General features: G+C 51.8%; 6 protein-coding genes. All 6 read right to left on the minus strand.

Going from position 1 to position 6,637, the window contains the following annotated elements:
• Positions 1–406: 406 nt before the first annotated feature.
• The 6 genes from QW887_RS34725 to QW887_RS34750 all read right to left on the minus strand — a co-directional run bounded on the left by QW887_RS34725 (position 407) and on the right by QW887_RS34750 (position 6,471).
• Positions 407–724 (minus strand): hypothetical protein, encoded by a 318-nt coding sequence (locus tag QW887_RS34725; protein ID WP_316186258.1) that lies wholly within the window; start codon positions 722–724, stop codon positions 407–409.
• Positions 725–742: 18 nt separating this feature from the next.
• Positions 743–904, minus strand: a complete 162-nt coding sequence (locus QW887_RS34730) for a hypothetical protein (protein WP_316186257.1) — start codon at positions 902–904, stop codon at positions 743–745.
• Between the two features lie 22 nt (positions 905–926).
• Positions 927–2,213, minus strand: coding sequence for a DUF4062 domain-containing protein (locus tag QW887_RS34735; RefSeq protein ID WP_316186256.1), 1,287 nt, complete (start codon positions 2,211–2,213; stop codon positions 927–929).
• 72 nt (positions 2,214–2,285) lie between these two features.
• Positions 2,286–3,236, minus strand: coding sequence for a serine hydrolase domain-containing protein (locus QW887_RS34740; protein WP_316186255.1), 951 nt, complete (start codon positions 3,234–3,236; stop codon positions 2,286–2,288).
• Between the two features lie 40 nt (positions 3,237–3,276).
• Entirely contained in the window at positions 3,277–5,217 is a 1,941-nt protein-coding gene (locus QW887_RS34745) for a hypothetical protein (protein ID WP_316186254.1), read from the minus strand.
• Positions 5,218–5,241: 24 nt separating this feature from the next.
• Positions 5,242–6,471, minus strand: coding sequence for an IucA/IucC family protein (locus QW887_RS34750; RefSeq protein ID WP_316186253.1), 1,230 nt, complete (start codon positions 6,469–6,471; stop codon positions 5,242–5,244).
• Between the last annotated feature and the right edge of the window lie 166 nt (positions 6,472–6,637).

Here is a 6,637-nt window from a genome sequence, read left to right on the forward strand (position 1 = left end):
CGCTTTCGCTTCATCTGTCCGTCCTTCGTCAGGCCGGACTCTAAATCGTTCTGGAGGAAATTCTTAGGGGCAGGTCACAATCGGCCAACTCGCTTGGGAGGGACGAGCGGTGCGTCTCCTCGTCGAAGCGATATGCAACGTCGCAAACGCGCCTTTGCCCATCCGAGAACCCTAGCTTGGGAATAGTGCGGCGCTTTACGAAGCCGAGGCTTGGTTCCCTTTGCGACGCTTCTTCAGCCAGAAGCTGTCGCGTCCGACCTGAATCTTCGTGAATCTTCGTGTTCGGAGACCGTGCTCATATTCGACGCGCCTGACCTTAAAAGGGCTGCTCGGCTCGGAGGGGGCTGTCCTTGCCACGCCTTACTATGCGCAACGCAGCAGGATTTCTGGCAACTAACAGCACTGCCTACATGTTTTCACGCATGCCCCCCCCGCAGGTCAGAAGAGTAACGCGGCCGAGCTGACGGATATTCGGGTAGAACTTCTCACTATCCTGTTCAGATTGCTTGACCCTTGCAGCCGCCTGGGCTGCTGCCGCCAAATACGCCGCCTCCTCTTCGGGCGTTCTTGTGGCGATAGCACCGTCCGTTCTTCCCATCTCATCATTGATGCGGAAACTACAGCCCGCAATAAAGCGCCGCCAGCAGGCGAAGACCGGGATGTACCAAAGCTTCTCACCGAATACCCCGATAGCGATGCTGAAGACAGCACCCGCCGAGATCAACCAACCGCCCGAACGAACTTAGGCCTGGATAAAACTTGGGGCTAGGTCAGTCGCGGCGGCCTCGGGACTGTACCAGACCATCTGGATGCCGCGCATCTGCAGCGCCTCCAGCGCGACCGCGGCGTCGACATTGTTGGGATCCTCGGCCAGCGCGTACATCTGGATCGATGTGGGCAGCACCGCACTGTATGTTGAAGAGAGCCTATGTTCTGTGAGTGCTTTCGCCAGTATGGGGCTCGATGAGTCCAAACAGCAAGCGTACATCTTTGGGTGTCACACGCTCAGATTCGATCTCATCAGTCAGATCTAATAATGGCGTTGCGGGCATCAAATCCGGCACCTGCAAGGGATGCCCATCGAGACAGCGGACAAGTGCGCCAGCGAGACCGACGACATTAACCCACCGCAACAATAGCTGCAGCGCGCCCGCGACTTGATGCGCTGGGGCACGAATATTTTGGCCGGGACTCGTAGGTCCCGGGCGGATAATCGAGGCTCGATCGAAAGCACCTTGTGCAGCGTTAAATAGTCGAATTTGCTCCACCAACGCGGCAAGCGCGTCATATGCTTCAGTCTCGCGATAACGGCTGTTTTGTGGCTCGTACTGAAGAAGAAGTGGGGAGGCCAATACAGCCTGAAATGGTTCGGTAAGCGGATGCATTCGGGCCACCATCATTACAAGGCTAGAAAGCGTCCTCCATGTCCTGCCGTCGATGGTTATATCTCCGCGAAGCTGTGTTGCTTTCAAATCTATCGTGGCTGCCAGTTTTGCAACTGTGTCGCGAGGGTGCACCGCTGACTGCCGAATTCTCAATAGCGTGCCTTGAAGAAGACTAATCAGTTGGATTTGCAACGCCTTGCGCGCAGCGGCGTCGTCAACGGAAACTCCTCTGAAAATAAGCGGTTCGACCGCATCGATGATTTCTGAGAAAGACGAGAAAAGATGAAGCCAATTACCGACCGGGAATGCGCCACCTCCGGATACTGCAGCTGCAGTTTCTCTGTTTCTGCCGATCTCCTCGATGAAACTTACAATGTAAGCCGCGTCGTTCGCGAGGCGATTGGGATAGCTCTTCACCTTATCGCGGGTCTCTTGGCTCAACTCATCCATGCTAGCCAGATGTCGTTCGAGGCTCTTCAGATTGTCCCGAAAATTCCATATATCGCGCCTGACAAATGAAAGAAGCTTAAGTCGACCCGCACGCTGCAACTCGTACGCAACTCGGTACTCTTGCTTGGTTATGCTGATATTGTTTGGCTTATCGAACCATCCTCCAATTCGAGACCCTACCAGCAGAATAAAGAGGTCGGATTTTCCAATCGCGTCAAGACAAGCTTGATAAGAGTGGGTGTCTAACGGCTTGGTGAAGTCATTAAACTCCGAAGCGAGAACCAGACACCCCTGCCGTTCGAGAAAATACTTAAGTGCGCTGCGGAGATCAGAGAAATCATAGATCGTTGATGAAATGAATACCGTCGGTCGCTGCACTGGCGTCTTTCCTACTAAATTGAGGTTGCTTGCTGCGAACTGCGAAGGAAACCTCAACCGAGGTAGCAGGACTCACAATAACCCGCGAAAGCATTCCGTAATGGGTTTCATATCCGGTTGGTGCCCCAGCGTAGATATGACCGTTGCCCCATCCTTCAGCAGTATGAGATACTGTCCATCAGTGCCATCACAATACGCCGCACCGTCTTCTGTCTTCCAAAGGTAATGCCCATATCCGTACTTTGGGAACGCTCGTTTGGGATCGTGCATGGTGGGAGTTTTTACAAAGACAGACTTCATATCTCGTACCCAACTTGCGGGTACGATCTGGGCTCCGCGAAACTGGCCGTCATCTGCCAATACCCGACCAATCAGGTTCAGGTCTCTATTTGCAAGCACCAGGCCGGTGCATCCCGCGCAGAACTCGCCAAGCATCTTCCAACTGAAGTTTTGAATGCCAAGCTTATCAAATATCAGTTTTCGCACGAGCTCGGAGGCCAGCGAGCCTGTCGCTCGCTGAATTAGCGCCGAAATCAGATAGGGGCCGGCGTTTGAATAAACGAAGTAAGTGCCCGGCTCATGCGGAATGTCGGAATTAAAGATGTAGTCTAAAAGACGGCTTTCATCTCTGCCTTCGATATCCTTCCGGAACATCATTCCCTCATGATGTCCTATGGTGTTGTTCAACAGATGCTTCAGCCTCAATTTACGAAGATTGGCCAAATTCGAAGTATTGCTGAGCGCCACCATATTCTCAAATATAGGCCAGACCTTAGTCTCGAGCGTGAGTTTCTCTCCCCCAGCAACCAAGCCTTTGGCCAGCGCGGTCCCCAGTGCCATGCACAGAATGGGCTTGCTGACAGATCTGAGGTCGGCGCGTGCCTCCTCTGCCCCAAAATCGTAATGAAACTCTTTCGCACCACAAGAAATGGATAAACTGTCCATCTTGAGATTGTTGCCGCTCTTATCCGCCGCGGCTTTCAATTTAGCAACGATATCCGCGAACACTTGCGAGTCTATCATCTTATGCCTTCCATATCGTCGCGGTTGCAGCCCGGCACGCTTAGAGTACCACAGATAGTTTTGACGGTCCGTTTTCGAGACGAATCCGTTCAAAGAAGTCCTGCGTTGAATATCCATATAGCCGATTGTAGAGCCCGATCGCGTGAAGTGCCTTGGCGGTAATTTGGAGGTCCTGCCCCCAGTTGCGGACCTTGTCGTCATACTGAGATCTGAGAAAATTCACGCCAGAAAAAATCATCTCGTCGATACGACCCTTCTCCTGCGGGGGACACCAAGGCAACACACTTTGCAGCAAGAACAAGAGCACGAATGCAGTTCGCTTTGTACTCACCCACATTCCGTCAGACGATTGCATTTGCTTTAGCTCGACTAGCAGGCTGATTGCCTCAGTGTTTTCATAACAAAGAATGAGGACTGCAATCTTCCGACAGATATCGAGCTCCGTTTCCGCAGAGAAGTTCTGACGGATACTCCTTATGTGGTCTACAATGTAAGGGAGCTCACTATGGCGCTCCAGCCGTTCCGAAGACAAATTCAAGCGAGTTAGAGTGAGAGCTGCCGTTTGTTTGTCATAGATGGAGAACTTAGAAAAGTTGTCGAATATCCAATTGAGCGTCGCTTCAATGCGCTCGTCGGTTACGCCAGCATCCCTGAGCTCTCGGGCATTTGATGATCGAATCATCAGCAAAAGCTCCAACAAACCGCATGTCGCGCCCATTACTCCATCGTAGCTTCCTTCTATATCGTGTCCTTGGATGTCACTAATAACAGATGGAATAAAACGGCCGATCCGAACGTTAAGTTCGGACATCATAATCAGAATATCATATGTAATCCAGAAGCTTCCGGCCCACATTCCGCGGGTAAACTGTTGTTCGACCCAACTAATGCCATTGTCGATAATTAGATCGATAGAACTGAAGTTGGAGTATCGAGTGAGTCCGAATTTTCCGCCATTGCTCCGAAAGTAGTACAGACGACGGTAGGGCGGTCGTCGCGATTCCGGTCGAGAGCCCGCATCGTCCACTTTATCCCAAAAATCAAGTATCTCGTTTTCGTCACAACCGGGAGCAAACACGTAGGTTGTATGAACGGCGGCAAGTCGCCCGTCTATCTCTGCGGCGTCGTCATAGATTACGTGTGAAATCTTAGCGAGCTGAGCGCTTGAGACGACGTATCTATAGTCGCCGACGGCACTGTCGCCTTTTCCAATGAAGGCGACAGTCGGTAGTCCTTCCGTGATATATTTCAGGATGTTGACCAGTAGAAGCTCGTGCAGCTCCCAATCAAGAACGATCGTAGAAATGACGACTCTTCCTTGCTGTCCTTTATTGACCATTAGGAGATTACGAGGAGGGCCGGGCGAGTATGAACTATCACGGAATACCGGTTCATACGAGCCGCTCTCCCGGGGACGCAAATACGAGCGATAGACATGCCGCTTGAACGAGTTTACCTCGCAGATTTCCTGCGTGCGTTGAGCGGTCACGTCGTTCGGAAAGCGAAGCAGCACGTCGCCGTTCCCTCCTAGCGCAAGATCCGGGGCCTCGCTGATTGACCCTAGTCCGGAATCTCTCTCAGCCTTCGGCCGCTCAACCGTCTTGAATTCGAATTGCGCTGGCAGAAATCCCGTGGTTCCGGTGTGTTCCGAAGGCGTCTCGTCATCGGAGTAACTGAGCTTCTTCTGAGAGCCGACAAATATCCCTCGACCAGAAGCCGTGAATGCTGCGATCCGATCTTTCGCCCCCTGAAGCGCCTCTAAGACCGTGCTCTCGCTGGTCGCATTCGTTGCAATGAACAGACTTTCAAAATGCTCAAGGCAATTGGGGCCGTCGGCAAATAAATCCTTGATGTTTGTTGTGTCGAAAATGGAGAATGCATAGCGAGCGAGTGCGGTAACATGCTTCAAGTGCGGCGTAAAGTTTACATAGCCAGCACGCAACAGTTCTCGTTCATTTTGTATTACGGCAACCCTGTACATGCCAAGGTCCTCGATAGGAAGGCGTTACGTAAAGCGGTATTTCGGACAGTCGTGCGCTGTGTACTGTCGTCGTGCACCAGGGGTATGGACCACATTTTCGTATGAGTACCATTTGCTGTCCGAGGGGAAGAAGTCGTGTGGAAGCTTTTCAAGATGCGTCGCGTTGTGTTTCTTAATCCGTTCAACGAGCGTTGACCGGTTGACGTCATACTTATCTGCGGCGCATTCGATCAGAGGCGAAACCAAATACTCACCCAGCTTAAAGTCGAACATAAAGCTGTGCATGATGTGATAGTTGTATTGGCCAAGCCGGAGACATTTATAATCGGTTTCGGTTGGATTGATTGCAAGCCCAAGCGTTTCAATCAGGGAGAAGTCTTTATCGACTGATTCGGCATCTCGAATGACCACCCCTCTAATTTGGAGGCTGCCGTCAAGCGCAAACATGATGTTTTGCGCATGGGCTTCGATTTGCATTCCGCAATTCTGTAGTAGTGAGAAGTAGCAATCGTAGACTGGAGCAATGAGATCCTCAAAAAGAAAGTCTTCGATGCTTTTGCTTTGTCTTTCATACAATTGGTGCAATATGAGCGCATCGTTCGGACTTTGAGAGTCTTTAGAGAATGCCGCGAAAGCCGGTAGGAGCAGTTTGATTGTTGGCTCGTGAGGGTACGGCCGCGGCTCTCGCAATACGACCCCCCATTCATCTAAACGCCCACTATTCGGAACTTTGAACACGCGACCAAAAGTCTCTCGCATGAAGTAAAGACCTCGGGGTAATGTTTGCGCTTGGATTGCCGACGAAATGAAGCTCGTTACTTCCACGGCGGACTGTGCGTGCTGTGTCGTAATGAGACGCGGCGCCCGGCCTATCAGCTCATTGTATGAGAGTTTATAGAACCACCCGTCACCTGACCGATCCATGACTGTCCGTTCGCTAGCTGTGGGTGAGACGAACCGGAATTCGCGGTTGACTGTCGTGCAACGCTTGAATGAGTCGTTCGACATCATGTCGGGATGGAGAGGGAGATAGCCGCTCGGGAGAAATGAAGGGGCAAGTCCGTATTCAACGCACTCAACTGTACTAGGGAATTCGACCGACGGCAGGTGGAAGCCTCGTTCCGATCCCTTTGCCGAGGTCCCGGGCGAAGTCGTGTTCACGTCGGAAAAGCCGCTAGGAGAGCCGCGATTTACATAGCGCTCCAGATGTAGATAGACCTCCAAATCTGCAATATCTTGATCTTCGAGGATCATTCAAAACCTTTAATTTTCCAAAATCGTTGCGAAAGTACCTGAACTTTATGTTGGCGGGAAGTGCGCTGAAGGTACAACCTTTCACTGGGTTGAGCTGCCACCGAAGTTTCATCCAGCAGAGTTTAGAGTCCGGGTGGGTTGTACGCCGAGTGGCGCGGGTGGAGCA

Origin of the sequence: Bradyrhizobium sp. SZCCHNRI3052, from assembly GCF_032484895.1 — a bacterium.
Lineage (GTDB): Bacteria > Pseudomonadota > Alphaproteobacteria > Rhizobiales > Xanthobacteraceae > Bradyrhizobium.